Here is a 26,147-nt window from a genome sequence, read left to right as displayed (position 1 = left end):
TTTAACGTGCTTACGATCTACAACACGCTCACCAAGAGCAAAGAAGTTTTCAAGCCGCTGGATGGCAACAATGTGCGCATGTACGTCTGCGGGATGACCGTGTACGACTACTGCCACATTGGCCATGGCCGCAGCATGGTCGCGTTCGACCTGGTAACCCGCTGGTTGCGTTTCAGCGGTTACAACCTGACTTATGTGCGCAACATCACCGACATTGAAGACAAGATCATCAATCGGGCCAAGGAGAACGGCGAGCCGTTCGACGCGCTGACCGAGCGCATGATCACCGCGATGCATGAGGACGAGGCGCGCCTCAACATCCTCAAGCCGGACATGGAACCGCGTGCCACCGATCATATCCCTGGCATGCTGAGCATGATCCAGACCCTGATCGACAAGGGTTACGCGTACGCACCGGGCAATGGCGACGTGTACTACCGCGTCGCCAAGTTCATGGGCTACGGCAAGCTGTCGCGCAAGAAGATCGAAGACCTGCGCATCGGCGCGCGGATCGAAGTCGACGAGTCGAAACAGGACCCGTTGGATTTCGTGCTGTGGAAAGCCACCAAGCCGGGCGAGCCGAGCTGGGAGTCGCCATGGGGCGCCGGGCGTCCGGGCTGGCACATCGAATGCTCGGTGATGTCGACCTGCTGCCTCGGTGAAACCTTCGACATTCATGGCGGCGGCAGCGACCTCGAGTTCCCGCACCATGAAAACGAAATCGCCCAGAGCGAAGCGGCCACCGGCAAGACCTACGCCAACGCGTGGATGCATTGCGGCATGATTCGCATCAATGGCGAGAAGATGTCCAAGTCCTTGAACAACTTCTTCACCATTCGCGACGTGCTGGAAAAGTACCACCCGGAAGTCGTGCGTTACCTGCTGGTGTCGAGCCACTACCGCAGCGCGATCAACTACTCGGAAGACAACCTCAAGGACGCCAAAGGCGCACTCGAGCGTTTCTACCATGCGTTGAAAGGCCTGCCGAACGTGGCGCCGGCCGGTGGCGAAGCTTTTGTCGAGCGTTTCACTCAGGTGATGAACGACGACTTCGGTACTCCGGAAGCCTGTGCGGTGCTGTTCGAGATGGTGCGCGAGATCAACCGTTTGCGCGAGAGCGATCTCGATGCGGCGGCCGGTCTGGCGGCGCGCTTGAAGGAACTGGCCAGTGTGCTGGGCGTGTTGCAGCTTGAGGCGGATGACTTCCTGCAGGCCGGCGCTGAAGGGCGGGTTGATGCGGCTGAGGTCGATGCGCTGATTGCTGCGCGTCTGGCGGCTCGTGCCGGGAAAGACTGGGCCGAATCCGACCGCATTCGCGACCAGCTCACCGCCATGGGCGTGGTGCTGGAAGACGGCAAGGGCGGCACGACCTGGCGTCTGGCTGACTGATTGCTGTGTTTGCTGCAAACAAAACCCGCCTTGTGCGGGTTTTTGTTTTTTTGGCTCGGGTACTGCGGTGGCAGGAATGGCGCCTTCGCGAGCAAGCCCGCTCCCACATTAGGTTTGCGTCGTACACAGAACTCAATCCCACCGCCGATCAACTGTGGGAGCGGGCTTGCTCGCGAAGGTCTCAAGTCGAACAGTGCCCGTGCGGCTCGCTTGTCACTCAGCCTGGCGCAATCGCTTGTAGAGCGTATTCCGACTGACTCCCAATCGCCGGGCCAGGTGCGAAATATTCCCCCCAGCCGCCTGCAACTGCCGATTCAATTCCTCGACATCATTCAAATCCACCGCCAACGGCTCCGCCGTATCTACCGGTTGCATCTCCAGATCGACAAAAAAATCATCCGGCAAATGCTCCGGCCGCACCGGTTGCTCCTCGGCCATGGCCAGTGCCACCTGCATCACGCTGCTGACCTGGCGCAAATTCCCCGGCCACGGATGGCGACTGAACAACTCCATGACCTCACGACTCAACCCGGCCCACTGCGATGGTTCACGGTGCTGCTCCCACAGCCGGTTGAACAGCGCCTGCTTGTCACTGCGCTCCCTGAGCGGCGGTAGCTCCAGGGTCAGGCCGCCGATGCGGTAGTAAAGGTCTTCACGAAACCGACCGAGTTGAACCTGTTCGCGCAAAGAACGGTTGGTTGCCGAAATAATCCGAATGTCCACCGGGAATAGCTCACTGCTGCCCACCGGTTGCACGCAACGTTCCTGCAGCACCCTTAACAGCCGAGCTTGGGTTGGCAGTGGCATGTCGCCGATTTCATCAAGGAAGAGGGTGCCTTTGTCGGCCTTGCGGATCAGTCCGATGCTGCCTTTCTGGTTGGCCCCGGTAAACGCTCCTTTTTCGTAGCCAAACAGTTCGGACTCCACCAGTTCGGCGGGAATCGCTGCACAGTTGACGGCAATAAAGGATTGTTTGCTCCGGGAGCTGGCTTGGTGCAGGGCTTTGACGAAAACTTCCTTGCCGACCCCGGTTTCCCCATGAATCAGCAGCGGAATGTCTTTTTCCAGCAAGCGCTCGGCCTGCCGCACGGCTTTTTCCACGCGGCTGTCGCCGAAGTGCAGGGTATTCAGGCTGATCGCTGCCGGAGCCGCTATGACAGTTTCGGCAAACATCCTTGCCTGAATCGGCATCTGTTTCGGGCGCTTCAACAGGCACTGAAAGCGGTTACTTCCGGAGGCTTGCAGGGCGAAGGGCAGGCCGTCGGGCTGGTTCAGCAGTTCCAGCAGCGAGACCTTGAACAGGCTTTCGATGCTGACCCGCGACAAGCTGATGCCCAATAGATTGTCAGCGCGGCGGTTGGCGGACAGCACTTGGCCGGTTTCGTCAAAGATCAGCAAACCCGCCCACTGGCTGTCGAGGTTAGTCAGCCCGGTATTAAACGTCAGTTGAAAGTGCTGACCATGGAACAGATTGAGGATCAGCCGGTTTTCCACGGTCTGGCTCATCATCTTGACCATGCCCAGGGTGTGGGAAGGTGGGAGGTAGCTGTCGCTGGACACATCCAGCACTGCAATCACCTTGCGCTCGGCATCGAAAATCGGCGCGGCTGAGCCGGTCATGAAGCGGTTGGCCTTGAGGAAATGTTCATCGTGCTCGATGTGCACTGCCTGCTCGCAAGCCAGGGCGGTGCCGATGGCATTGGTCCCGCTGCAACGCTCCATCCAGCTGGCGCCAGCGCTGAAGCCCCGGGTCAGGCTCGGCTCGATAAACCGCTGGGTGCCCCAGGACGTCAACACCTGACCTTGATTGTCGGCCAGCATGATCAGGCAATTGGAATTGCTCAGGATGTTTTCGTAATACGGCAGGACTTCCTGATGAGTGGTCTGCACCAGTGAATGCTGGCTCTCCAGCAACTGTGCGATGCCCTCGGCCGGCAGCTGATCGAACGCCGGGGCGCTCTGATGATTGAGGCCGAACGCACGGCAACGGGACCAGGAGTCCTGGATGATGGCGTCGTGGGACAAAACGGGGGCAGGTGCGGCCATGGTCGGCAGTCTCTGTAAATGCTTTGTTGTTTTTGTTATGGCGCTCGTCTTCGCGAGCCAAAAGCATCCGTAGAGTGTTGTTCACTATTGTTCATTGTCAATCCATGAGCTGTTCAATTGTTCAGTCGTGGTTGTTCATTTCTGTTCAGCAACGAACGCTGTTTTCGCTTGAGGTGGATGTTTTTCAAACCAGATCAAAGGCTTGTGATTTCTGGCACGAATGTCGCTCTATTGCTCCGGTCGCTTGACTCCAATAATAAAAAGGCCGAGCCATGTCATTAACCCTGGAGCATGTCAGCCGCACCGTTGAGGGCCAGACCTGGATCGACGATGCGTGCCTAAGTTTCGAACCCGGTTCCTTCAACGTTTTGCTCGGCCGCACGCTGTCCGGCAAAACCAGTCTCATGCGCCTGATGGCCGGTCTGGACAAGCCCGACAGCGGTCGCATCCTGATGAACGGCGTCGACGTCACCCAGCGCCCGGTGCGTTTGCGCAACGTGTCGATGGTCTATCAGCAGTTCATCAACTACCCGACCATGACGGTGTTCGAGAACATTGCCTCGCCGCTGCGCCAGGGCGGAGTGTCCAACGAGCTGATCCAGAGCAAGGTGCTGGAAACCGCGAAGATGCTGCGCATCGAGAAGTTCCTCCAGCGCTATCCCCTCGAACTCTCCGGCGGCCAGCAACAGCGCACGGCCATGGCACGCGCGCTGGTCAAGGACGCCGAGCTGATCCTGTTCGATGAACCGCTGGTAAACCTCGACTACAAGCTGCGCGAAGAACTGCGCCAGGAAATGCGCGAGCTGTTCAAGGCTCGCCACACCATCGCCATCTACGCCACCACCGAACCCAACGAAGCCCTGGCCCTGGGCGGCACCACCACCATTCTTCACGAAGGCCGGGTGATCCAGAGCGGCAAGTCCTCTGAGGTCTATCACCAACCACAAACCGTGCTGGCCGCGGAGCTGTTCTCCGAACCGCCGATCAACCTGATGCCGGGACGCATCGCCGGCAACGAAGTGAGTTTCGCCAATTTCGTGCACTTTCCGCTGAACGTCGACCTGCGACCCGTGGGCGAGGGCGAGTTCCGCTTCGGCGTGCGCCCGAGCCACATTTCGCTGGTGCCGAGTAATGACGACGACCTCGAACTGGCGGTGACCGTCGAGGTGGCCGAGATCAGTGGTTCGGAAACCTTCCTTCACGTGCGCAACGAACATTTCCTGCTCGTGCTGCACTTGCCCGGCGTTCACGAATATGACGTCGATGCGCCGATCCGCATCTACATCCCGACCCATAAACTGTTTGTGTTCGATGCGCAGGGGCGGCTGGTCCAGGCGCCCGGCCGCCGCATCGCGAGGGTTGCCTGATGGCCGAGATCCGTTTGCAGCACCTTGCCCACAGCTACACCAGCACCCCGACTGGCCCTGAGGACTACGCGATCCGCGAGATGGACCACGTTTGGGAGCAGGGCGGTGCCTACGCCTTGCTCGGCCCCTCGGGCTGCGGCAAGTCGACCTTGCTCAACATCATTTCCGGGCTGCTCAGCCCTTCCCAGGGCCAGGTGTTGTTCGACAACAAGGTGGTGAACAACCTGACGCCGGAGAAGCGCAACATCGCCCAGGTTTTTCAGTTTCCGGTGGTCTACGACACCATGACGGTGTTCGACAACCTGGCCTTCCCGCTGCGAAATCAGGGCATGGCCGAGGCGAAAATTCACAGCAAGGTGCAGGAAATTGCCGAAGTCCTCGACCTCCAGGCGCTCCTGAGCAAAAAGGCGCGCAACCTCACGGCCGATGAAAAGCAGAAAGTCTCTATGGGTCGTGGCCTGGTGCGCGATGACGTCTCGGCGATCCTGTTCGACGAGCCGCTGACGGTGATCGACCCGCACCTGAAGTGGAAGCTGCGGCGCAAGCTCAAGCAGATTCACGAGCAGTTCAACATCACCATGGTCTACGTCACCCACGATCAACTGGAGGCCTCGACCTTCGCCGACAAGATCGCGGTGATGTACGGCGGGCAGATCGTGCAGTTCGGCACGCCGCGGGAGTTATTCGAGCGGCCGAGCCACACCTTTGTCGGCTATTTCATTGGCAGTCCGGGGATGAACCTGATCGAGGTTCAGCCTACGCCTGGCGGTGTCGGTTTCGCTTCGACCCATTTGCCCCTGTCCGAGGCGATGCAGCAACGAATCACGGAGTCCGAGTGGAGAACCCTGAAGGTCGGCATTCGTCCCGAGTTCGTGCATGTGTGGGACGAGCCGTTTGATGACGCGATGCAGGCCCAGGTCGTACACGTCGAAGACCTGGGGACCTACAAGATCATGAGCCTGAACCTCGATGGCGCACCGCTGAAAGTGCGCCTGGCCGAAGATAAACCGGTGCCCGAGGGCATTGCGTACATCAGTTTTCCGGGCCAGTGGTTGATGGTCTATGCCGACGACTACTTGCTGGAGGTCTAGCCATGAACAAGGTGCAGAACAACAAGGCCTGGTGGCTGGTGTTACCGGTGTTTTTGCTGGTGGCGTTCAGTGCGGTGATCCCGATGATGACCGTGGTCAACTACTCGGTGCAGGACATCTTCGACCAGTCCAGCCGCTACTTCGTTGGTGCCGACTGGTACAGGCAAGTGCTGCTCGACCCACGCTTGCACGACTCGCTGCTGCGGCAATTCATCTATTCCGGGTGCGTGTTGCTGATCGAGATTCCGCTGGGTATCGGCATCGCCCTGACCATGCCGACCAAGGGTCGCTGGTCGTCGCTGGTGCTGATCATTCTGGCAATTCCGCTGCTGATCCCGTGGAACGTGGTCGGCACGATCTGGCAGATTTTCGGCCGGGCCGACATCGGCCTGCTCGGGTCGAGCCTCAACGCCATGGGCATCAGCTACAACTATGCATCCAACACCATGGATGCCTGGGTCACCGTGCTGGTGATGGACGTCTGGCACTGGACGTCGTTGGTGGCGCTGTTGTGTTTCTCGGGGCTGCGGGCGATTCCGGACGTGTACTACCAGGCGGCGCGGATTGATCGGGCGTCGGCCTGGGCAGTTTTCCGACACATCCAGTTGCCCAAACTCAAGAGTGTGTTGCTGATCGCCGTGATGCTGCGGTTCATGGACAGTTTCATGATCTACACCGAGCCGTTCGTGCTGACCGGTGGCGGGCCGGGCAATGCCACGACTTTCCTGAGTCAGACCCTGACCCAAATGGCCATCGGCCAATTTGACCTCGGCCCGGCGGCGGCTTTCTCGCTGGTGTATTTCCTGATCATCCTGTTGGTGTCCTGGCTGTTCTACACCGCCATGACTCACTCCGACGCCAACCGCTGAGGTCTGCCATGAGCAAAAGAAAGCTGATCCCGTTGCTGATCTACATTCTGTTCCTGCTGGTGCCGATCTACTGGCTGCTGAACATGTCCTTCAAGAGCAACTCCGAAATCCTCGGCGGCCTGACGCTGTTTCCCCAGGATTTCACGTTTGCCAACTACAAGGTGATCTTCACCGATCCGAGCTGGTACACCGGTTACCTCAACTCGCTGTATTACGTGAGCCTGAACACGGTGATCTCCTTAAGTGTGGCGTTGCCAGCAGCGTATGCGTTCTCGCGCTATCGTTTCCTCGGTGACAAGCACTTGTTCTTCTGGCTGCTGACCAACCGCATGGCACCTCCGGCGGTGTTTCTGCTGCCGTTTTTCCAGCTGTATTCGTCGATCGGGCTGTTCGACACGCACATTGCCGTGGCACTGGCTCACTGTCTGTTTAACGTGCCATTGGCGGTGTGGATTCTGGAGGGTTTCATGTCCGGCGTTCCGAAAGAGATCGACGAAACGGCTTACATCGACGGCTACAGTTTTCCCAAGTTCTTCGTGAAGATTTTCGTCCCGTTGATCGGTTCCGGAATCGGCGTCACGGCGTTTTTCTGCTTCATGTTTTCTTGGGTTGAACTGTTGCTGGCGCGAACCCTGACCTCGGTGAACGCCAAGCCTATCGCGGCGGTGATGACGCGCACGGTTTCAGCGTCGGGCATCGATTGGGGCGTGCTGGCGGCGGCGGGGGTGTTGACCATCCTGCCGGGCATGCTGGTGATCTGGTTTGTTCGCAACCATGTGGCCAAGGGCTTTGCCCTGGGCCGGGTATGAGGAACTGATGATGGAATGGATGAGTTGGACCACTCCGACGGCGGTGTTCTTCGGCGTTATCGCCTTGATCCTGGCAGGCATGACGACCTGGGAGTTGCGTTCGCCGAGCATTCTTCGGCGTGGCTTTTTGCCAATTGCCACCACCCGTGGCGATCGGCTGTTTATCGGTCTTCTCGGCAGCGCCTACTTGCATCTGCTGGTAATCGGCGTGACCGACTGGAGCATCTGGGTGGCGTCCGCGTTGTCCCTGGTGTGGCTGTTGGCTGTGATGCGTTGGGGCTAGTCGAATCGCTCGGCAATGTTGCTCCGAAATCTAAACAGGAGGTCTCTATGTTCGACAAAAACAATAAGCTGCGACATAGCATTTCATTGGCAGCCATGCTGGCACTCAGCGGTTTGAGCGCTTCGGCCTGGGCCGATGCCTACGAAGACGCCGCGAAAAAATGGATCGGCAGTGAATTCAAGCCGTCCACCCTGACGGCGGATCAACAACTCGAAGAGCTGAAGTGGTTCATCAAGGCGGCCGAGCCATTTCGCGGGATGAGCATCAAAGTGGTGTCGGAAACAATCGCCACCCACGAATATGAATCCAAGACATTGGCCAAGGCTTTCACCGAGATCACCGGGATCAAGCTGACCCACGACTTGCTGCAGGAAGGCGACGTGGTGGAAAAGCTGCAGACCCAGATGCAGTCGGACAAGAACATCTATGACGGCTGGGTCAACGACTCGGACTTGATCGGTACGCACTTTCGCTACGGCAAGACCGAATCGATCACCGATCTGATGGCCAACGAAGGCAAGAACTTCACTTCGCCGACTCTGGACATCAAGGACTTCATCGGCATTTCCTTCACCACCGCGCCGGACGGCAAGATCTATCAATTGCCTGACCAACAGTTCGCCAACCTGTACTGGTTCCGCGCCGACTGGTTCGAGCGTGCGGACCTCAAAGCCAAGTTCAAGGAAAAGTACGGCTACGAATTGGGCGTCCCGGTGAACTGGTCGGCCTATGAAGACATCGCCAAGTTCTTCAGCGAAGACGTCAAGGAAATCGACGGAAAGCGCGTCTATGGGCACATGGACTACGGCAAGAAAGACCCGTCCCTGGGTTGGCGTTTCACCGATGCCTGGTTCTCGATGGCGGGTGCCGGCGACAAAGGCATTCCCAACGGCTTGCCGGTGGACGAGTGGGGCATCCGTGTCGAGGACTGCCACCCGGTCGGTTCCAGCGTGACCCGCGGTGGCGACACCAACGGCCCGGCGGCGGTGTATGCGACCACCAAATACGTCGACTGGATGAAAAAATACGCGCCACCGGAAGCGGCGGGCATGACCTTCTCCGAATCCGGTCCGGTGCCGTCCCAAGGCAACATCGCCCAGCAGATTTTCTGGTACACCGCATTCACCGCCGACATGACCAAACCGGGTCTGCCGGTAATGAATGCCGACGGCACGCCGAAATGGCGCATGGCACCGTCGCCGAAAGGTCCGTACTGGGAAGAGGGCATGAAGCTCGGTTATCAGGATGCCGGCTCCTGGACTTTCCTCAAGTCCACGCCTGAAAAGCAAAGACTGGCGGCCTGGCTGTATGCGCAGTTTGTCACCTCGAAAACCGTATCGCTGAAGAAAACCATCGTCGGCCTGACGCCGATCCGCGAGTCGGACATCAACTCGCAGGCCATGACCGACCTGGCACCGAAACTCGGTGGCCTGGTGGAGTTCTATCGCAGCCCGGCGCGCGTGCAATGGACCCCGACCGGGACCAACGTGCCGGACTACCCGCGTTTGGCACAGTTGTGGTGGAGCCACATTGCTGAAGCCGCCAGCGGCGAAAAAACCCCGCAACAGGCGCTGGATGGTCTGGCCAAGGACCAGGACGCGATCATGACCCGTCTGGAGCGCTCGAAGGCGCAAGCCACCTGCGCACCGAAAATGAACCCCGAGCGCGATGCCCAGTACTGGCTTGATCAACCAGGCGCACCGAAACCGAAACTGGCGAACGAAAAGCCCAAGGGTGAAACCGTGAGCTACGCCGAACTGCTGAAATCGTGGGAGGCGGCGCGTAAGTAAATTGGTTGTCCTGTGAAATGCAAACGGCACCGGAAGGTGCCGTTTTTGTTGGTACCTGTTCCGCCGCCTTCGCGAGCAAACCCGCTCCCACAGTAGTTTGTGTCGGCTCGCGGATAATGCGTACAGCGCAGATCCACTGTGGGAGCGGGCTTGCTCGCGAAGGCGTCATTGAAAACGACGTCGGCAATTCAGGTAAGCGCCGCCAGTTGCTCTACAGTTTCCGGAAAGCGCTCGACCAGTCGGATCAGCGTGGTGGCTTGAGCATTGGGTTTCGCTCGCCCTTGTTCCCAGTTCTCCAAAGTACGGGTGTTGGTGCGCAGGTACATGGCGAACACCGGCCTGGAGAGATTCAACTGCTGGCGTATCCCAACCACTTCCTCCGCCGTAATCGGGGCGAGCTTGGCCAGTTTTACCTTGTGCGTACGCAGTGTGACTTTACCTTGGCGCTCATCGGCCAAGGCTTCAAACCCCTCTACCAGTTCGGAAAAAATGTCACGTTTCATCATTTGTTCTCGCTTTGATTTCTCTATAAAGCAGTTGTTTAAGCAGCTTTTTCTGATGTGGGGTCAGATCGCCCTGTTCGTTCTTGCCATAAAGGGTAAAGAGCCAGAATTGGTCGAAGCCGGACCACCAGTAATAAATCACCCTCAGTCCGCTGCGTTTACCCTTGTTCCGTCGCTCATCAACAACACGAATTTTGCGCAGGCCTCCGGTACCTTCGACGACATCTCCCGCTTCCGGGTTTCTCAGCAGTTCCTGCTGGAAGCCATGAAAGAGATCATCATCCATATAGTCGCTTCGATGCTTCTCAAATGCGGGCAATTCAATAAAAAGAGCGTCCATGTTCTGTACGTTACCTGCGTATATTTCTATCACAAGAATCGAATAGGTCAAGGCTTCTGTTCCTGCCAATTCGGTCAGGTCGTTACGTTAAGGTCGAAGACAGGGACAGGGATGTAGGACGCGACTGATTTACCAGCGAGGCTATTCTGGATATCCGCAAGGATAGGGGGGAGGCTGGAGTGAGATCCCCTAAACGCAAAAACGGCACCCGAAGGTGCCGTTTCTGTTTTCTGCCAAGTGCGCTACGCGATCAACCCGCCAGACCCGATTGTTGAACCAGGTTCAGCAGCGGTTGCGGATACAGCCCGAGGAAGAACGCCAGTGCGGCGATGGCCAGCAGCATCACGCCGCCTGCCTTTTGTTCCCAGTGCAGTTGTGCATCGTGGCGACGCAGGTTCGGTTCGATCAGGTACAAAGTGACCATGACGCGCAGGTAGTAGAAGACGCCGATGGCGCTGCCCAGTACCAGGGAACCGACCAGCCACCATTGGTGCGACTCGACACCGGTCGCGATGATGTAGAACTTGCCGATGAAGCCCGCGGTCAGCGGGATACCGGCCAGGGACAGCATCATCACGGTCAGTACGGCGGTCAGGTACGGACGGCGCCAGAACAGGCCGCGGTATTCGTACAGGGCATCCGCGTCACGGCCGTTGTACGGCGAAGACATCAGGGTGATCACACCGAAAGCGCCGAGGCTGGTGATCACGTAGGTGACCAGGTACACGCCGATGGCTTCCACGGCCAGACCCTTGCTCGCCACCAGGGCGATCAGCAGGTAGCCGAAGTGCGCGATGGACGAGTAACCCAGCAGACGCTTGAGGTTGCTCTGGGTCAGTGCCAGCAGGTTACCGAACAGGATCGACGCAATGGCGATGATGGTCAGTACGTCGCTCAGCACACCGCTGCTCGCCGCTGGCGAGATCTGGAACAGACGCACCATCACCGCGAACACGGCGACTTTCGAAGCGGTGGCCAGGAACGCCGCCACCGGTGCCGGAGCACCTTCGTAAACGTCTGGCGTCCAGAGGTGGAACGGCACCAGCGACAGCTTGAACGCCAGACCGATCAGCATCATGCCCAGGCCCAGTTGAGCCAGCGAGCTTGGCAGGCCGGTGGCCGCCAGGGCTTGGCCGATACCGACGAAGCTCAGGCTGCCGGAGTCGGCGTAGAGCAGGGCCATACCGAACAACAGAAACGCGGAACCGGCGGCCGACAGCACCATGTACTTGATACCGGCTTCCAGCGAACGCTTGTTGAAGAAGGCATAAGCCACCAGACCGTAGACCGGCACCGACAGCAATTCCAGACCGATGAACAAGCCGGCCAGGTGCTGCGCGCTGACCAGTACCAGGCCACCGGCGGCGGCCATCAGGATCAGCAGGTAAAGTTCTTCACGGTTGCCCGGGTAACCCGAACCGCCATCGCCGAGGTAGGCGTGGGCGAGGGTGACACAAGCGAGGGTGGCGACCAGGATCAGCGCCATGTACAAGCAAGCGAAGGTGTCGATCTGCAGCAACGGAGTCACGGCCAGCGGCGCGACTTTCAGGGCCGGCAGGATCGACAGCAAAGCCAGGTTCAAACCCGCCACGGAAATCAGGAAGGTCTGCGAGTGGTTGCGGCGCCAGGCGATCGCCAGCATCACCACGATGATCGTGGCGCTGGTGATCAACAACGGCGCAAGCGCGATAAAGTGTTGAGTCGTGAATTCCATAGCGCTCTTACCGGGCCGAAGCGAGTTGAGTGAAGGCGGTGCCGAGCCATTGCTGCACGCCATGCATCGTAGCGGCAGAGGTATCGAGGAACGGTTGCGGGTACACGCCGATGTAAATCAGCAGCGCCGCAAGTCCAACCACCATGATCATTTCGCGACCGTCCATGCCATGCAGCACCGCGTCCGATTTGGCCGGGCCGAAGTACGCACGGTGGATCATGATCAGCGAGTAGACCGAACCGAACACCAGACCGGACGTGGCGATGATGGTGATCCATGGGGCGCTCGGGAACGTGCCGAGCAAGATCAGGAACTCACCGACGAAGTTACCGGTACCCGGCAAGCCCAGCGACGCGGCGGCGAAGAACAGGCTGAGGGCCGGCAGGTAAGCGATCTTCGACCACAGGCCACCCATTTCACGCATGTCGCGGGTATGGGTGCGTTCGTACAGCTGACCACTCAGGATAAAGAGTGCCGCGGCCGACAGACCGTGGGCCAGCATCTGCATCACCGCACCCTGCAGCGCCAGTTGGCTGCCGGAATAGATGCCGATCAGTACGAAGCCCATGTGGGAAACGGACGAGAAGGCAATCAGACGTTTGATGTCGGTTTGTGCGAAAGCCAGGAACGCACCGTAGAAAATCCCGATCAGACCCAGGGTCATGGCGATCGGCGCAAACTCGGCCGAAGCGTTCGGGAACAGCGGCAGGGCGAATCGCAGCAGACCGTAGGCAGCCGTTTTCAACAAGATACCGGCCAGGTCGACGGAACCCGCGGTCGGCGCCTGGGCGTGGGCGTCAGGCAGCCAGGAGTGGAACGGCACCACTGGCAGCTTCACCGCGAAGGCGATGAAGAAGCCGAGCATCAGGATGTACTCGGTGGTCAGCGACATCTTGGTTTTCAACAGGTCGGCGTAGTTGAACGTAATCACGCCGGTGTCGTTGAAGTTGACCAGTACCAGGCCCAGGATCGCCACCAGCATGATCAGGCCGGAAGCCTGAGTGAAGATGAAGAACTTGGTCGCCGCGTAGATCCGGGTTTTCTTGCCATCCGAAGAACTGTGACCCCAGAGCGCGATGAGGAAGTACATCGGCACCAGCATCATTTCCCAGAAGAAGAAGAACATGAACAGGTCGAGGGCAAGGAACACGCCGACGACACCGCCCAGGATCCACATCAGGTTCAAGTGGAAGAAGCCAACGTGACGTTGGATCTCTTTCCACGAGCAGAGTACCGAGAGGACACCCAGCAGACCGGTCAGCATGATCATCAGCAGCGACAGGCCGTCGAGGGCCAGGTGCACGCTGATGCCGAAGCGCTCGATCCAGATGTGCTTGAACTCCCGCACCCAGGTCGGATCGGCGCCAGGCGCCGGGGCGAATGAATAATCACCGTTGGCCCACAGCCAGAGGCCGAGAGCGAGCAACAGGGACATGGTGATCAGCGCAATCCAGCGGGGGAGGGTAGCGCCGAAGCGCTCACCCATCCAGCACAGCAGGCCGCCGATGAAGGGGATCAGGATTAGCCAAGGCAGAATCATGACGGGCTCAATTCCTTTCGCAAGTTCGCAAGGTTCATATCAGACCGCTACCAGCACGATGGCGCCGATGACCAGCACGGAGCCGGCAGCCATGGAGGCCGCGTACCAACGCAGTTGACCGGTTTCGGTACGGCTCAGGGCGGAGTGACCGCCTTTGGCCATACGCGGGATCAGACCGATGGTCTGGTCGAGCGGGTCTTTGCGCAGTACGTGGCTGATCGCAAGGTAGGGCTTGACGAACAGTTTGTCGTAGATCCAGTCGAAGCCCCAGGCAGCGAACCACCAGGCCGAAAGGAAGCGGCCGATGCCGCTGTTGGCGATAGCAGTGACGAAACGACGCTTGCCGAGGAACAGCATCGCGGCCAGCAGGATACCGGCCAGGGTGATGGCGCCCGAAGCGATTTCCAGACTGTGCTTGGCGTCGCCGCCGGCATGGCCGACGCTTTCCGGCAGCACGCCATGCAGTGGCGGAACGATCATCGCGCCGATGGCGGTGGACAATACGATCAGCACCGACAGTGGCAGCCAGTGAGCGATACCGTGGCCTGCGTGCGCTTCGGTCTTCGCTTCACCGTGGAACGCGATGAAGATCAGGCGGAAGGTGTACAGCGACGTCATGAACGCACCGACCAGACCTGCGTACAGCAGACCGTGGTTACCGCTGGCAAACGCTTCCCAGAGGATTTCGTCCTTGGAGTAGAAGCCCGCGGTCACCAGTGGCAGGGCCGCCAGGGCCGCGCCGCCGACGATGAAGCTGGCGTAGGCCAGTGGCAATTTCTTCCACAGGCCGCCCATCTTGAAGATGTTCTGCTCGTGGTGGCAGGCAACGATCACCGCACCGGAAGCAAGGAACAACAGCGCCTTGAAGAAGGCGTGGGTCATCAGGTGGAAGATCGCGCCATCAAACGCGCCCACACCCAAGGCCAGGAACATGTAGCCGATCTGGCTCATGGTCGAGTAGGCGAGGATACGCTTGATGTCGGTCTGAACCAGTGCCGCAAAACCGGCCAGCACCAGGGTCACACCGCCGACGATGCCAACCAGTTGCAGGATGTCCGGCGCCAGGGCGAACAGGCCGTGGGTACGGGCGATCAGGTAGACACCAGCGGTCACCATGGTTGCGGCATGGATCAGTGCCGAAACCGGGGTAGGACCGGCCATCGCGTCCGCAAGCCAGGTTTGCAGTGGCAGTTGCGCGGATTTACCGACAGCGCCGCCCAGCAGCATCAGCGTCGCCATGACCATCCAGAAGTCACCCGCCTGGAACTTCTGCGGTGCCAGGACCAGCAGTTCCTGAATGTTCAGCGTGCCCAACTGTTGGAACAGGATGAACAGGCCGATAGCCATGAACACGTCACCGATACGGGTCACGATGAAGGCTTTCAGTGCGGCGTTACCGTTGTTGCGGTTGCTGTAGTAGAAACCGATCAACAGGTACGAGCACAAGCCCACGCCTTCCCAACCGAAGTACAGGAACAACAGGTTATCGCCCAGGACCAGGAACAGCATGCTGGCGATAAACAGGTTGGTGTAGGCGAAGAAGCGCGAGTAACCGGCTTCACCGCGCATGTACCAGGACGCGAACAGGTGGATCAGGAAGCCGACGCCGACCACCACACCAAGCATGGTCAGGGACAGACCATCCAGGTACAGCGCGAAGTTCGGCGTGAAGCCTTCCACCGCCATCCACTGCCACAACACCTGGGTGTAGTGGCCGCCTTCCGGCGGGGCGACGTTGAATTGCCAGATCACATAAGCAGTGACGATGGCAGACAGGCCAATGGAACCGACGCCGATCAGCGCGGCCAGGTTTTCCGAGATGCGTCCACGGGAGAACGACAACAGCAGGAAACCAATGAGAGGGAATACGAAAGTCAGATAGAGAAGATTCATCCGCGCATCTCGCTGGCAGCGTCGATATCGAGAGTGTGGAAGCGGCGATACAGCTGCAACAGAATCGCCAGGCCAATACTGGCCTCGGCGGCTGCCAGGCTGATCACCAGGATGAACATGATCTGTCCATCCGGCTGCCCCCAGCGGCTACCGGCAACGATGAATGCCAGTGCGGAGGCATTCATCATGACCTCCAGGCTCATCAGCACGAAGAGAATGTTGCGGCGGACCATCAGGCCGACCAGACCGAGGCAGAACAGGATGCCGGCAACGGCCAAACCATGTTCGAGAGGGATAGCAGGCATGAGTTACTCCTTCGCCTCGTTACGGCCCAAATGGAACGCCGTGACGGCTGCGGCAAGCAGCAGCATCGAGGCGAGTTCGACCACCAGCAGATAAGGACCGAACAGGCTGATGCCCACGGCCTTGGCGTCTACGGTGGTGTGACCGATGGCCTGACCGCTGGCGTCGCTGAACAGCACGTACAGCAGTTCGATCAGCAGCAGGGTGCCGAGGGCGACCGGGCCGAGCCAGATGCCGGGCTTGAGCCAGACGCGCTCTTGCTGAACCGAGGCCGGGCCCAGGTTCAGCATCATCACCACGAACACGAACAGCACCATGATGGCGCCGGCGTAGGCGATCACTTCCAGCACACCGGCGAACGGTGCGCCGAGGGCGAAGAACGTCATGGCCACGGCGATCAGCGAAATGATCAGGTAGAGCAGGGCGTGCACAGGGTTGGTGTTGGTGATCACGCGAAGCGTGGACACAACAGCGATACCCGATGCGAAATAGAAAGCGAATTCCATCTTTCTTCCTTAAGGCAGCAAGCTCTTCACGTTGATCGGTTCGGCTTCATTCTGCGCGGCGCCTTTGGGCTTACCGGCAATCGCCATACCTGCAACACGATAGAAGTTGTAATCAGGGTTTTTGCCGGGGCCGGAGATCAGCAGATCTTCTTTCTCGTAAACCAGGTCCTGACGTTTGAACTCGGCCATTTCGAAATCCGGTGTCAGCTGGATCGCGGTGGTCGGGCAGGCTTCCTCGCAGAGGCCGCAGAAAATGCAGCGCGAGAAGTTGATGCGGAAGAAGTCCGGGTACCAGCGACCGTCTTCGGTTTCAGCTTTCTGCAGCGAGATGCAACCGACCGGGCACGCCACGGCGCACAGGTTGCAGGCTACACAACGCTCTTCGCCATCAGGGTCGCGGGTCAGGACGATACGCCCACGGTAGCGCGGCGGCAGGTACACGGCTTCTTCCGGGTACTGCAGCGTGTCGCGCTTGCGGAAGGCATGGCCGAAGATCATCACCAGGCTGCGAAGCTGAGTGAAGAAGCCATGCACGATGTCAAATATGTACTTCATGATTCTCTATCCTCACTGAGCCGCGACGGCGGGCGTGTTGAGCAACACGATCGCAGCGGTCACCAGCATGTTGACGAGGGTCAGCGGCAGGCAGAACTTCCAGCTGAAATCCATCACTTGGTCATACCGTGGGCGCGGAATCGAGGCGCGCAGCAGGATGAAGATCATGATGAAGAACGCGGTTTTCAGCGCGAACCAGATGAACGGGATCTGCGGCAGAATGCCGAACGGACCGTGCCAGCCACCGAAGAACAGGGTCACCAGCAGCGCCGAAATCAGCACGATGCCGATGTACTCTCCGACGAAGAACATGCCCCATTTCATGCCGGCGTATTCAATGTGGTAACCGTCGGCCAGTTCCTGTTCCGCTTCCGGTTGGTCGAATGGGTGACGGTGAGTCACGGCGACGCCAGCGATGAAGAAGGTCAGGAAACCGAAGATCTGCGGAATGATGAACCACAGGTTCTGGGCTTGATATTCAACGATGTCGCGCATGTTGAACGAGCCGACCTGGATCACGATGCCCATCAGCGACAGGCCCATGAACACTTCGTACGACACGGTTTGCGCAGAGGCCCGCAAGCTGCCCAACAGGGCGAACTTGTTGTTGCTCGACCAGCCGGCGAACAGCACCGCATAGACCGACAGACCGGCCATGGCGAAGAAGAACAGGATGCCGATGTTGATATCCGCCACGCCCCAGGTCGGGGTGATCGGGATGATCGCGAAGGCAATCAGCAAGGCGCTCATGGCCACGACCGGTGCCAAGGTGAAGATCATCTTGTCGGCGAACGGCGGGGTCCAGTCTTCCTTGAAGAACATCTTGATCATGTCGGCCGCGATCTGGAACGCGCCGAACGGGCCGACGCGGTTCGGACCGTAACGGTCCTGCCAGAGGGCGAGCAAACGACGCTCGACCCAGCTCAGCAGCGCACCGCAGACCACCACGGCGAGCAGAATCACCACGGCCTGGATGACCGCGATGATGATGTCGATCACTTCAGGAGTGAACCAGGTCATAGCGCTGCCTCCTGCAGACCGTCAACGGTTTTGCCAAAGATCGCAGGCGGAATGCCGGCGATACCGGCCGGCAATGCAACCAGGCCGGCACCCAACTCTTCGTTGATGCGCAGCGGCAGACGCAAGGTCTGACCCGCCACGCTCAAGCTCAGCAGGGCGCCGTCATTGACACCCAGGCGGTCGGCTTCGGATTTGGCCAGCGACACGTAAGCGGCCGGGATGCGTTCCTGAACCGGAGCGGCTTTGGAAGAGTTTTCTTCGCTGCCGAACAGGTGGAAGAACGGCACAACCTGCCAGGTGCCTTGAGCCGGGTTGAACGCACGCGGAACACTGGCGAACCAGTTCAGCGAGTCACCGGTGCTTTCGATCAGGCGGGTGCCCGGGTCGCCAGCGCGGATGTGACCACCGACTTCGTCCTGGAACTTGTTCCAGGCCTGCGGCGAGTTCCAGCCCGGCGACCAGGCGAATGGCACTTGTTGACGCGGCTCGACCGAGCCCGAGTAACCTTCCATGGAGAACGAGAACGCGGTGTCGTTATCCTGGGAGGTACGCGGTTCGTGCACGCTGATGTCGGCGCGCATGGCGGTACGACCGGAGTAACGCAGCGGTTCGCGCGCCAGTTTCAGGCCTTTGATACGGAACGCAGCGGACGGTGCGGCCTCGACGATGCGTGCCAGTTGCGGCGTGCTTGCAGCAACGGCAGCGGTGACGTGGTCCAGTTGGGTCCAGTCGATCGGCTGGTTCAGCAGGGTCGCGCGCAGGGCATGCAGCCAGCGCCAGCCTTCGTGAACCAGAATGCTCGCATCGAGGTAAGTCGGGTCAAACACCTGGAAGAAACGCTGGGCGCGGCCTTCCTGGCTGACCAGCGTACCGTCGCCTTCAGCGAAGCTGGCGGCTGGCAGAACCAGGTGCGCGCGATCGCTGGTGGCGGTCTTCTGATGGTCTGCAACGATTACCACTTTCGCGGCGGTCAGGGCAGCATCGACACGGGCTTTGTCGGTACGGGTGTACAGATCGTTTTCCAGCACGACGATAGCGTCGGCCTTGCCGTCAATCACCGCTTGCAACGCGGCATCAACGGAGTCGCCACCGAGCATGGCCAGGCCGAGGCTGTTGGCCTCAGGCACGATCAGGCTGATGGAACCGTTCTTCTCGCGCAGCTTAAGAGCTTTGGCAATGTTTGCAGCCGCTTCGATCAGTGCCTTGGAGCCCAGCGAGGTGCCGGCAATGATCAGCGGACGCTTGGCCGCGAGCAGGGCGTCGGCGATGCGCTTGGCCAGCTCCAAAGCTTCAGCGTCCAGGCCTTCAACAGCAGGTGCGCTGGCGTCGAGGGCGTGAGCCACGGCGAAACCGATGCGGGCCAGGTCGTCCGGTGCAGCGTGTACGCATTCTTCAGCGATGTCGTCGAGCTTGGTTTCAGCCAGGCTGGCGATGAACAGCGGGTTCAGCGCGTGCTGGCCGATGTTTTTCACCGCGGCGTCGAGCCAAGGCTGGACGCGCATGGCGTCGGCCATGTCTTCGGCCTTGCCTTTGACCGATTGACGCAGGGCCAGGGCCATGCGCGCAGCAGTCTGGGTCAGGTCTTCACCGAGGACGAAGATTGCGTCGTGGTCTTCGATGTCGCGCATGTTCGGGATCGGCAGCGGGCTGTCTTTGAGCACCTGCATGACCAGACGAATGCGTTCCAGCTCGGTCGCTTCGATACCGGAGTAGAAGTGCTCGGCGCCGACCAGTTCGCGCAACGCGTAGTTGCTTTCGAGGCTGGCACGGGGCGAGCCGATACCGACGATATTGCGACCGCGCAGCAAATCAGCGGCTTTATCCAGCGCTTCGTCGAGCGTCAGCTTGGCGCCATTGGCCAGCAGTGGCTGACGTGGGCGATCCTTGCGGTTGACGTAGCCATAGCCGAAACGGCCACGGTCGCACAGGAAATACTGGTTCACCGAACCGTTGAAACGGTTTTCGATGCGACGCAGTTCACCGTAACGCTCGCCCGGGGAAATGTTGCAACCGCTGGAGCAGCCATGGCAGATGCTCGGCGAGAACTGCATGTCCCACTTGCGGTTGTAGCGCTCGGAGTGAGTCTTGTCGGTGAACACACCGGTCGGGCAGACCTCGGTGAGGTTGCCGGAGAACTCGCTTTCCAGGGTGCCGTCTTCAACGCGACCGAAGTACACGTTGTCGTGGGCGCCGAATACACCGAGGTCGGTGCCGCCGGCGTAGTCCTTATAGAAGCGCACGCAGCGGTAGCAAGCGATGCAGCGGTTCATTTCGTGGGAAATGAACGGGCCCAGTTGCTGGTTCTGGTGGGTACGCTTGGTGAAGCGATAACGGCGCTCGTTGTGGCCGGTCATCACCGTCATGTCTTGCAGGTGGCAGTGACCGCCTTCCTCACAGACCGGGCAGTCGTGGGGGTGGTTGGTCATCAGCCATTCAACGACGCTGGCACGAAACACTTTCGCTTCTTCGTCGTCGATGGAGATCCAGCTGCCGTCGGTGGCGGGGGTCATGCAGGACATGACGATCCGACCACGCTTGTCGTTCTCATCGGTGTACTGCTTGACCGCGCACTGGCGGCAAGCGCCAACACTGCCAAGGGCGGGGTGCCAGCAGAAATAAGGGATATCGAGGCCTAGCGACAGACATGCCTGTAACAGGTTGTCTGCCCCATCGACTTCGAGCTCTTTGCCGTCTACGTGGATAGTGGCCATGGTTCAAAGTTCTTCGTTGGCCCGGTGTCAGCGGGCGTGGCTAATGGAATCTTGTTGTTCGTCCGAATCCAAACAGCCCATAAAAGGCGTCATCGAACGAAAGGCGAAGGGCACGGACCCTTCGCCTTTTTAAAGCGTTAAGCGCCGACTACGATCGGCCTTGCCAGAGGCGGGACGACGGCGCTGGTAGGCGCGATGCCGGCTTCGAACTCATGGCGGAAGTATTTGATTGCGCTGCCCAACGGCTCCACGGCGCCCGGTGCGTGAGCACAGAACGTCTTGCCCGGGCCGAGGAAACCGACCAGACCCAGCAGGGTCTCGATATCACCGGCTTGCCCTTCACCGTTCTCGATCGCGCGCAGAAGCTTGACGCTCCATGGCAGACCGTCACGGCACGGGGTGCAGAAGCCGCAGGATTCGCGGGAGAAGAACTCTTCCATGTTGCGCAGCAAGGACACCATGTTGACGCTGTCGTCCACCGCCATGGCCAGGCCGGTACCCATGCGGGTGCCCACTTTGGCGATGCCGCCGGCGTACATTTGTGCGTCCAGGTGTTCCGGCAACAGGAAGCCGGTACCGGCGCCGCCTGGCTGCCAGCACTTGAGCTTGTAACCGTCGCGCATGCCGCCGGCGTAGTCTTCGAACAACTCGCGACCGGTGACGCCGAATGGCAATTCCCACAGGCCGGGGTTCTTGACCTTGCCGGAGAAGCCCATGAGCTTGGTGCCCATGTCTTCGCTGCCTTCGCGGGCCAACGATTTGTACCAGTCCACGCCGTCGGCAATGATCGCCGGCACGTTGCACAGGGTTTCAACGTTGTTCACGCAGGTCGGCTTGCCCCACACGCCAACGGCGGCAGGGAAGGGTGGCTTGGAGCGCGGGTTGGCGCGGCGGCCTTCGAGGGAGTTGATCAGTGCGGTTTCTTCACCGCAGATGTAACGCCCGGCGCCGGTGTGGACGAACAGCTCGAAATCGAAGCCGCTGCCCAGGATGTTCTTGCCCAACAGGCCCGCGGCCTTGGCTTCTTCCACGGCACGGTTCAGGTGCTTGGCGGCGGTGGTGTATTCGCCACGCAGGAAGATGTAGCCACGGTAGGTTTTCAGCGCGCGAGCACTGATCAGCATGCCTTCGATCAGCAGATGGGGCAGTTGCTCCATCAGCATGCGGTCTTTCCAGGTGTTCGGCTCCATTTCATCCGCGTTGCACAGCAGGTAGCGGATGTTGATGGATTCGTCCTTGGGCATCAGGCCCCACTTCACGCCCGTGGGGAAGCCTGCACCGCCGCGACCTTTGAGGCCGGCGTCTTTCACGGTCTGGACGATGTCGTCCTGCGCCATGTCGGCGAAGGCCTTGCGCGCAGCGGCGTAACCGTTCTTGGCCTGGTACTCGTCGAGCCAGACGGCTTCGCCATCGTCACGCAGACGCCAGGTGAGCGGGTGAGTCTCGGCCGAACGCTTGATGCGGTTGGCAGGACCGAAGGAAGTCAGGGTCATACGTAGCCCTCGAGCAATTTGGCAACGCCGGCAGGCTGCACATCACCGAATGTGTCGTCGTCGATCATCAACGCCGGCGCCTTGTCGCAGTTGCCGAGGCAGCAGACCGGCAGCAGGGTGAAACGACCGTCGGCGGTGGTCTGACCCAGGCCGATGCCCAGATTGCTCTGGATCTCGCTGACCACGGATTCATGGCCGCCGATGTAGCAGACCATGCTGTCGCAGACGCGAATGATGTGGCGGCCGACGGGTTGACGGAAGATCTGGCTGTAGAACGTGGCCACACCTTCAACGTCGCTCGCCGGGATGCCGAGAATCTCGCCGATGGCGTAGAGCGCGCCGTCAGGCACCCAACCACGTTCCTTCTGGACGATCTTCAAGGCTTCGATCGACGCCGCGCGCGGGTCTTCGTAGTGATGCAGCTCGTGCTCGATGGCCGAGCGCTCGGTTTCGCTCAGGGCGAAACGGTCTGTCTGGATAAGCGTGCTGTTCATGCTTAGCGGTCCACGTCGGCCATAACGAAATCGATACTACCCAGGTACGCAATCAAGTCCGCGACCATGCTGCCTTTGATCACCGAAGGGATCTGCTGCAAGTGCGGGAAGCTTGGGGTACGAATCCGGGTGCGGTAGCTCATGGTGCCGCCATCGCTCGTCAGGTAATAACTGTTGATGCCCTTGGTCGCTTCGATCATCTGGAAGGATTCGTTGGCCGGCATGACCGGGCCCCACGAAACTTGCAGGAAGTGCGTGATCAGGGTCTCGATGTGCTGCAGCGTGCGCTCTTTCGGCGGCGGCGTGGTCAGCGGGTGATCCGCCTTGTACGGGCCTTCCGGCATGTTGCGCATGCACTGCTCGATGATCTTGATGCTCTGGCGCATTTCTTCGACGCGCACGATGCAACGGTCGTAGGCATCGCCGTTGGCCGCCAGCGGCACTTCGAACTCGAAGTTCTCGTAGCCGGAGTATGGACGGGCTTTACGCAGGTCGAAATCGCAACCGGTCGAACGCAAGCCTGCACCGGTGACGCCCCATTCGAAGGCTTCTTTGGTGTTATAGGCGGCAACGCCGATGGTCCGGCCTTTGAGGATGCTGTTGTCCAGGGCGGCTTTCTGGTATTCGTCCAGACGCTTTGGCATCCACTCGACGAAGTCTTTCACCAGTTTTTCCCAGCCGCGCGGCAGGTCGTGAGCGACGCCACCGATGCGATACCACGCCGGGTGCAGACGGAAACCGGTAATGGCTTCGATCACCGTGTACGCCTTCTGGCGGTCGGTGAAGGTGAAGAACACCGGAGTCATGGCGCCGACGTCCTGGATGTAGGTGCCCAGGAACAGCAGGTGGCTGGTGATCCGGAAGAACTCGGCCATCATGATGCGGATGACGTCGACCTTCTCGGGCACCTTGATGCCGGCCAGCTTCTCGACCGAGAGCACGTACGGCAGGTTGTTCATCACGCCGCCGAGGTAATCGATACGGTCGGTGTACGGGATGAAGCTGTGCCAGGACTGACGCTCAGCCATCTTCTCGGCACCACGGTGGTGGTAGCCGACGTCCGGTACGCAGTCGACGATCTCTTCACCGTCCAGCTGCAGAATGATGCGGAACGCACCGTGCGCCGAAGGGTGGTTTGGGCCGAGGTTGAGGAACATGTAGTCCTCGTTCGGACCGGAACGCTTCATGCCCCAGTCTTCAGGCTTGAAGCGCGCGGCTTCTTCCTCGAGCTGTTGCTTGGCCAGGTTCAGGGTGAACGGGTCGAACTCGGTGGCGCGGGCCGGGAAGTCCTTGCGCAGCGGGTGACCTTCCCAGGTCGGCGGCATCATGATACGGGTCAGGTGCGGGTGACCGGCAAAGTTGATGCCGTACATGTCCCACACTTCACGCTCGTACCAGTTGGCGTTCGGCCAGATGCCGGTAACGGTCGGCACGCTAAGGTCGCTCTCGGACAAGGCGACCTTGATCATTACGTCACTATTACGTTCGATCGACATCAAGTGATAGAACACAGTGAAGTCGGCGCCGCTTGGCAGGCCTTGACGCTTGGTGCGCAGACGCTCGTCCACGCCGTGCAGGTCATAGAGCATGACGTACGGCTTGGGCAGGTTGCGCAGGAACGTCAGGACTTCGACGAGTTTGGCACGGGCAACCCAAAGCACCGGCATGCCGGTGCGGGTAGGCTGGGCGGTGAACGCCTCGGGGCCAAAACGGTTGTTCAGTTCGACGACCACATCCTGGTCGTCTGCCTTATAAGGCGGGATGTACAGAGCACTGCCTGTAGTCATGGTTATTTATCGCTTTCGGTCAACGTAAAGAATGAAGCCAGTGTCTCGTTCTATAAAAGAAGCAGATCTGGATCAGACTTCGTCGGGGCTGCGCAGGTTGGTGACTGCGATTCGCTGTTCGCGGCGCTTTTCCTTTTCGGAAGGCATCTCGGCGCGATACACGCCTTGATCACCAACGACCCAGGAAAGCGGACGACGCTCCTGTCCAATCGACTCCTGCAACAGCATCAAGCCTTGCAGGAAAGCCTCAGGGCGGGGCGGGCAGCCAGGCACGTAGACGTCCACGGGCAGGAACTTGTCCACCCCTTGAACGACGGAGTAGATGTCGTACATGCCACCGGAGTTGGCGCACGAACCCATGGAGATGACCCATTTAGGTTCGAGCATTTGCTCGTAGAGACGCTGAATGATCGGCGCCATCTTGATGAAGCAGGTACCGGCGATAACCATGAAGTCCGCCTGACGCGGCGATGCCCGGATAACCTCGGCGCCAAAGCGCGCGATGTCGTGGGGCGCCGTGAAGGCGGTGGTCATTTCCACGTAGCAGCACGAAAGACCGAAGTTATACGGCCACAGGGAGTTCTTGCGCCCCCAGTTGATCGTGCCGTTAAGCACGTCTTCGAGCTTGCCCATGAAAATGTTTTTGTGGACTTGATCTTCTAACGGATCGGAAACGGTTTCCCGTTCGCCAATCGGATACTGCTCGTTAGGAGCATCGGGGTCGATCCTGGTGAGATTGTATTGCATTGCCAAAGCCTCATTGTTTCAGCTTCGCCTGCCGCTTGCGACGAGCTTCCGGAGCCCAGTCAAGGGCGCCCACTCGGAACAGGTAGACAAGACCTGCCAACAGAATTGCTATGAAAACGAGAGCTTCGACGAATCCGGTCCAGCCGCTTTCGCGGACGGACACAGACCAGGCAAAGAGAAAAAGGGCTTCGATATCGAAGATCACGAAGAGCATCGCGACCAGATAGAATTTGGCTGAGAGCCGCAAGCGGGCGCCACCTGTAGGTAGCATGCCGGACTCGAACGGTTCGTTTTTGCTGCGGCCCCAGGCTTTTGACCCAAGGAGGCTGGAGACGCCAAGCATGAAGGCGCAAAGGCCGACGACGCCCAGAAGGAAAATGGCAAAGCCCCAGTTGTGGGCCATGAGTCCTGTCGCTTCGGGCATGCTGGTAATCCTTAACAGAGAGCAAAGGTCTCTGAGCTTGAAAAAGAAACAAAGCAGTGACGATATGTCGCAGCAATCAATCCCGCTGATTTTATGGCTAAACACCGTGCAAGTAAAATTCCTATAGCGAAATTATTTATAGGAATAAGGACATAACGCCTCTTCAAAGCCCCGCAGCCCATGCGTTGCGGGCATTAGCCGGGATTTCATCAATAATGTTTTGTAGGGAATGTAACGAACATAGTTGCGGCTAAATGATAATCAATATTGTTTGCGGTGGTTTTGAAACTGTTTAACGGGTTTATGGTTGGGAAGTTGTCTTATATGCGCGTTACTGCAAGTAGCGGGCGGTGTCGTTTTACCTCGTTTTCCTGATCGCGAAAATGCTCTGGATCAAGGTTTTTCCTTCAGGTCGCCGCCGAACCTTGTGGGAGCGGGCTTGCTCGCGAAGGCGGTGGGTCAGTCAATAGAGA

23 protein-coding genes are annotated in these 26,147 nt (G+C 59.5%); 7 read left to right on the top strand and 16 right to left on the bottom strand.

Features of this window, described 5'->3' with window-relative positions; all coding sequences use genetic code 11:
- The first annotated feature begins 6 nt into the window (after positions 1-6).
- The gene (cysS, locus tag ACA055_RS19255) at positions 7-1,389 is read left to right on the top strand and encodes a cysteine--tRNA ligase (RefSeq protein ID WP_497680097.1); all 1,383 of its coding nucleotides are present in this window, start codon (positions 7-9) and stop codon (positions 1,387-1,389) included.
- Between the two features lie 213 nt (positions 1,390-1,602).
- Here the strand turns inward: cysS and ACA055_RS19250 are convergent, their stop codons facing one another.
- Complete coding sequence (locus ACA055_RS19250; RefSeq protein ID WP_497680096.1) at positions 1,603-3,435, bottom strand: sigma-54-dependent Fis family transcriptional regulator; 1,833 nt, start codon at positions 3,433-3,435, stop codon at positions 1,603-1,605.
- A 272-nt stretch (positions 3,436-3,707) separates the two neighbouring features.
- On the opposite strand from ACA055_RS19250, the gene ACA055_RS19245 reads away from it, so the two are divergent.
- Genes ACA055_RS19245 through ACA055_RS19220 form a run of 6 tightly spaced genes read left to right on the top strand, consistent with a single transcriptional unit; the run spans position 3,708 to position 9,644 of the window.
- The gene (locus ACA055_RS19245) at positions 3,708-4,802 is read left to right on the top strand and encodes an ABC transporter ATP-binding protein (RefSeq protein ID WP_497294767.1); all 1,095 of its coding nucleotides are present in this window, start codon (positions 3,708-3,710) and stop codon (positions 4,800-4,802) included.
- Complete coding sequence (locus tag ACA055_RS19240) at positions 4,802-5,893, top strand: ABC transporter ATP-binding protein (RefSeq protein WP_497680095.1); 1,092 nt, start codon at positions 4,802-4,804, stop codon at positions 5,891-5,893. Before ACA055_RS19245 ends, ACA055_RS19240 begins: the two co-directional genes overlap by 1 nt.
- Positions 5,894-5,895: 2 nt before the next feature.
- Positions 5,896-6,762 carry a carbohydrate ABC transporter permease gene (locus tag ACA055_RS19235; RefSeq protein ID WP_497680094.1) on the top strand — a complete coding sequence of 289 codons (867 nt, stop codon included), beginning with the start codon at positions 5,896-5,898 and terminating at the stop codon, positions 6,760-6,762.
- Between the two features lie 8 nt (positions 6,763-6,770).
- Complete coding sequence (locus ACA055_RS19230; protein WP_497680093.1) at positions 6,771-7,571, top strand: carbohydrate ABC transporter permease; 801 nt, start codon at positions 6,771-6,773, stop codon at positions 7,569-7,571.
- 10 nt (positions 7,572-7,581) lie between these two features.
- On the top strand, positions 7,582-7,854 hold the full coding sequence (locus ACA055_RS19225; RefSeq protein ID WP_497680092.1) for a DUF2160 domain-containing protein: 273 nt from the start codon (positions 7,582-7,584) through the stop codon (positions 7,852-7,854).
- A gap of 47 nt (positions 7,855-7,901) precedes the next feature.
- Positions 7,902-9,644: an ABC transporter substrate-binding protein gene (locus ACA055_RS19220; RefSeq protein ID WP_497680091.1), complete on the top strand. Its 1,743-nt coding sequence runs from the start codon at positions 7,902-7,904 to the stop codon at positions 9,642-9,644.
- A 188-nt stretch (positions 9,645-9,832) separates the two neighbouring features.
- Here ACA055_RS19220 and ACA055_RS19215 read toward each other — a convergent pair whose 3' ends face one another.
- The 15 genes from ACA055_RS19215 to ACA055_RS19145 all read right to left on the bottom strand — a co-directional run bounded on the left by ACA055_RS19215 (position 9,833) and on the right by ACA055_RS19145 (position 25,674).
- Positions 9,833-10,147 carry a helix-turn-helix domain-containing protein gene (locus ACA055_RS19215; RefSeq protein ID WP_429547330.1) on the bottom strand — a complete coding sequence of 105 codons (315 nt, stop codon included), beginning with the start codon at positions 10,145-10,147 and terminating at the stop codon, positions 9,833-9,835.
- The gene (locus tag ACA055_RS19210; RefSeq protein ID WP_497684451.1) at positions 10,137-10,487 is read right to left on the bottom strand and encodes a toxin; all 351 of its coding nucleotides are present in this window, start codon (positions 10,485-10,487) and stop codon (positions 10,137-10,139) included. The genes ACA055_RS19215 and ACA055_RS19210 overlap by 11 nt, the downstream gene beginning before the upstream one ends.
- A 250-nt stretch (positions 10,488-10,737) precedes the next feature.
- Positions 10,738-12,201, bottom strand: a complete 1,464-nt coding sequence (gene nuoN, locus ACA055_RS19205; protein WP_497680090.1) for an NADH-quinone oxidoreductase subunit NuoN — start codon at positions 12,199-12,201, stop codon at positions 10,738-10,740.
- A gap of 7 nt (positions 12,202-12,208) precedes the next feature.
- Positions 12,209-13,741 (bottom strand): NADH-quinone oxidoreductase subunit M, encoded by a 1,533-nt coding sequence (nuoM, locus tag ACA055_RS19200; RefSeq protein ID WP_497680089.1) that lies wholly within the window; start codon positions 13,739-13,741, stop codon positions 12,209-12,211.
- A 39-nt stretch (positions 13,742-13,780) separates the two neighbouring features.
- Positions 13,781-15,634 (bottom strand): NADH-quinone oxidoreductase subunit L, encoded by a 1,854-nt coding sequence (gene nuoL, locus ACA055_RS19195; protein WP_497680088.1) that lies wholly within the window; start codon positions 15,632-15,634, stop codon positions 13,781-13,783.
- Positions 15,631-15,939 (bottom strand): NADH-quinone oxidoreductase subunit NuoK, encoded by a 309-nt coding sequence (gene nuoK / locus ACA055_RS19190; protein WP_007905077.1) that lies wholly within the window; start codon positions 15,937-15,939, stop codon positions 15,631-15,633. The genes nuoL and nuoK overlap by 4 nt, the downstream gene beginning before the upstream one ends.
- A 3-nt stretch (positions 15,940-15,942) precedes the next feature.
- A complete protein-coding gene (gene nuoJ, locus ACA055_RS19185; RefSeq protein ID WP_497680087.1) occupies positions 15,943-16,443 on the bottom strand; it encodes an NADH-quinone oxidoreductase subunit J in 501 nt (166 codons plus the stop codon).
- Positions 16,444-16,452: 9 nt separating this feature from the next.
- Positions 16,453-16,998: an NADH-quinone oxidoreductase subunit NuoI gene (gene nuoI / locus ACA055_RS19180; RefSeq protein WP_177331423.1), complete on the bottom strand. Its 546-nt coding sequence runs from the start codon at positions 16,996-16,998 to the stop codon at positions 16,453-16,455.
- A 12-nt stretch (positions 16,999-17,010) separates the two neighbouring features.
- On the bottom strand, positions 17,011-18,018 hold the full coding sequence (gene nuoH, locus ACA055_RS19175; protein ID WP_497680086.1) for an NADH-quinone oxidoreductase subunit NuoH: 1,008 nt from the start codon (positions 18,016-18,018) through the stop codon (positions 17,011-17,013).
- Positions 18,015-20,729 carry an NADH-quinone oxidoreductase subunit NuoG gene (gene nuoG, locus ACA055_RS19170; protein WP_497680085.1) on the bottom strand — a complete coding sequence of 905 codons (2,715 nt, stop codon included), beginning with the start codon at positions 20,727-20,729 and terminating at the stop codon, positions 18,015-18,017. The genes nuoH and nuoG overlap by 4 nt, the downstream gene beginning before the upstream one ends.
- A 137-nt stretch (positions 20,730-20,866) precedes the next feature.
- On the bottom strand, positions 20,867-22,222 hold the full coding sequence (gene nuoF, locus ACA055_RS19165) for an NADH-quinone oxidoreductase subunit NuoF (protein WP_017339604.1): 1,356 nt from the start codon (positions 22,220-22,222) through the stop codon (positions 20,867-20,869).
- On the bottom strand, positions 22,219-22,716 hold the full coding sequence (gene nuoE, locus ACA055_RS19160) for an NADH-quinone oxidoreductase subunit NuoE (RefSeq protein ID WP_008146039.1): 498 nt from the start codon (positions 22,714-22,716) through the stop codon (positions 22,219-22,221). Before nuoE ends, nuoF begins: the two co-directional genes overlap by 4 nt.
- 2 nt (positions 22,717-22,718) lie before the next feature.
- Positions 22,719-24,503 carry an NADH-quinone oxidoreductase subunit C/D gene (nuoC, locus tag ACA055_RS19155; protein WP_497680084.1) on the bottom strand — a complete coding sequence of 595 codons (1,785 nt, stop codon included), beginning with the start codon at positions 24,501-24,503 and terminating at the stop codon, positions 22,719-22,721.
- Between the two features lie 72 nt (positions 24,504-24,575).
- Positions 24,576-25,250: a NuoB/complex I 20 kDa subunit family protein gene (locus ACA055_RS19150; protein WP_007946424.1), complete on the bottom strand. Its 675-nt coding sequence runs from the start codon at positions 25,248-25,250 to the stop codon at positions 24,576-24,578.
- Positions 25,251-25,260: 10 nt separating this feature from the next.
- The gene (locus tag ACA055_RS19145) at positions 25,261-25,674 is read right to left on the bottom strand and encodes an NADH-quinone oxidoreductase subunit A (RefSeq protein WP_003223812.1); all 414 of its coding nucleotides are present in this window, start codon (positions 25,672-25,674) and stop codon (positions 25,261-25,263) included.
- Positions 25,675-26,147: the final 473 nt, after the last annotated feature.

It is taken from the genome of Pseudomonas sp. LBUM1657 (assembly GCF_059716075.1).
This window is presented reverse-complemented; position numbering and strand designations above follow the sequence as displayed.

Excerpts from the sequence above, each read along its gene's own strand:
- ACA055_RS19250 (WP_497680096.1), bottom strand. The coding sequence starts at position 3,435 with ATGGCCGCACCTGCCCCCGTTTTGTCCCACGACGCCATCATCCAGGAC.
- ACA055_RS19245 (WP_497294767.1), top strand. The coding sequence starts at position 3,708 with ATGTCATTAACCCTGGAGCATGTCAGCCGCACCGTTGAGGGCCAGACC.
- ACA055_RS19240 (WP_497680095.1), top strand. The coding sequence starts at position 4,802 with ATGGCCGAGATCCGTTTGCAGCACCTTGCCCACAGCTACACCAGCACC.
- ACA055_RS19235 (WP_497680094.1), top strand. The coding sequence starts at position 5,896 with ATGAACAAGGTGCAGAACAACAAGGCCTGGTGGCTGGTGTTACCGGTG.
- ACA055_RS19230 (WP_497680093.1), top strand. The coding sequence starts at position 6,771 with ATGAGCAAAAGAAAGCTGATCCCGTTGCTGATCTACATTCTGTTCCTG.
- ACA055_RS19225 (WP_497680092.1), top strand. The coding sequence starts at position 7,582 with ATGGAATGGATGAGTTGGACCACTCCGACGGCGGTGTTCTTCGGCGTT.
- ACA055_RS19220 (WP_497680091.1), top strand. The coding sequence starts at position 7,902 with ATGTTCGACAAAAACAATAAGCTGCGACATAGCATTTCATTGGCAGCC.
- ACA055_RS19215 (WP_429547330.1), bottom strand. The coding sequence starts at position 10,147 with ATGAAACGTGACATTTTTTCCGAACTGGTAGAGGGGTTTGAAGCCTTG.
- ACA055_RS19210 (WP_497684451.1), bottom strand. The coding sequence starts at position 10,487 with ATGGACGCTCTTTTTATTGAATTGCCCGCATTTGAGAAGCATCGAAGC.
- nuoN (WP_497680090.1), bottom strand. The coding sequence starts at position 12,201 with ATGGAATTCACGACTCAACACTTTATCGCGCTTGCGCCGTTGTTGATC.
- nuoM (WP_497680089.1), bottom strand. The coding sequence starts at position 13,741 with ATGATTCTGCCTTGGCTAATCCTGATCCCCTTCATCGGCGGCCTGCTG.
- nuoL (WP_497680088.1), bottom strand. The coding sequence starts at position 15,634 with ATGAATCTTCTCTATCTGACTTTCGTATTCCCTCTCATTGGTTTCCTG.
- nuoK (WP_007905077.1), bottom strand. The coding sequence starts at position 15,939 with ATGCCTGCTATCCCTCTCGAACATGGTTTGGCCGTTGCCGGCATCCTG.
- nuoJ (WP_497680087.1), bottom strand. The coding sequence starts at position 16,443 with ATGGAATTCGCTTTCTATTTCGCATCGGGTATCGCTGTTGTGTCCACG.
- nuoI (WP_177331423.1), bottom strand. The coding sequence starts at position 16,998 with ATGAAGTACATATTTGACATCGTGCATGGCTTCTTCACTCAGCTTCGC.
- nuoH (WP_497680086.1), bottom strand. The coding sequence starts at position 18,018 with ATGACCTGGTTCACTCCTGAAGTGATCGACATCATCATCGCGGTCATC.
- nuoG (WP_497680085.1), bottom strand. The coding sequence starts at position 20,729 with ATGGCCACTATCCACGTAGACGGCAAAGAGCTCGAAGTCGATGGGGCA.
- nuoF (WP_017339604.1), bottom strand. The coding sequence starts at position 22,222 with ATGACCCTGACTTCCTTCGGTCCTGCCAACCGCATCAAGCGTTCGGCC.
- nuoE (WP_008146039.1), bottom strand. The coding sequence starts at position 22,716 with ATGAACAGCACGCTTATCCAGACAGACCGTTTCGCCCTGAGCGAAACC.
- nuoC (WP_497680084.1), bottom strand. The coding sequence starts at position 24,503 with ATGACTACAGGCAGTGCTCTGTACATCCCGCCTTATAAGGCAGACGAC.
- ACA055_RS19150 (WP_007946424.1), bottom strand. The coding sequence starts at position 25,250 with ATGCAATACAATCTCACCAGGATCGACCCCGATGCTCCTAACGAGCAG.
- ACA055_RS19145 (WP_003223812.1), bottom strand. The coding sequence starts at position 25,674 with ATGCCCGAAGCGACAGGACTCATGGCCCACAACTGGGGCTTTGCCATT.